This window comes from Vibrio sp. 970, from assembly GCF_033339075.1.
Map to the genome: position 1 here is coordinate 1 of NZ_JAWOTW010000571.1, position 586 is coordinate 586.

General features: G+C 49.3%; 1 protein-coding gene. It reads left to right on the plus strand.

The window, feature by feature from the left end:
- Positions 1-586, plus strand: a 586-nt coding sequence (locus R7Q11_RS27935) for an FIST N-terminal domain-containing protein (RefSeq protein WP_318094477.1), incomplete at both ends; no start/stop codon positions are given.

Below are 586 nucleotides of genomic sequence, written 5' to 3' on the forward strand. Positions count from 1 at the left end.
TGATTGAGTTTGACCAAACCACGCTAACGTCTGCCGTCCAAGCGTATTCTTTCTCTCCCGATATAGACGGTGGCGAGCTCAAACGTTCGCTGCAGTTACAAAGCAACTCTCAAGTCATCATCAGTTTTGCCGTGCAAATCGAACGTCGTGATTATCCTTTGTATCAAACTTTTGCGACCGAAAACGTGCGAGTGTCTGGTGGATTAGCGCAAACCATAGAAGACGGCTGTTGGGTGCTCTATCAAAACCAGACATACGACAACGCCGTAGTGGCAGTGGCTTTGCACAGTGATACTTTGAAAACTTGGACAGACGCGTATTCCGAGTGGAACCCAATCGGCATGCCTCACAAAGTGACGCATGCGAAAGGCACGCGCTTGTATTGCTTAGGAGAGCGTAAAGCCCTTGATGTTTATAAGCATTATCTTGCCGACGGGCACGACGTGACGATTAACCACTTACTCAGTTTCCCGTTGTATCGAGAGACGTTGGGGCGCAAGGAAGTTTGTACCGTCACAGAACTTCACGCCGATGGAAGCATGAGTTTCGATAGGCCGTGGTGCCTCGGTGATGAGGTTCAGTTTTG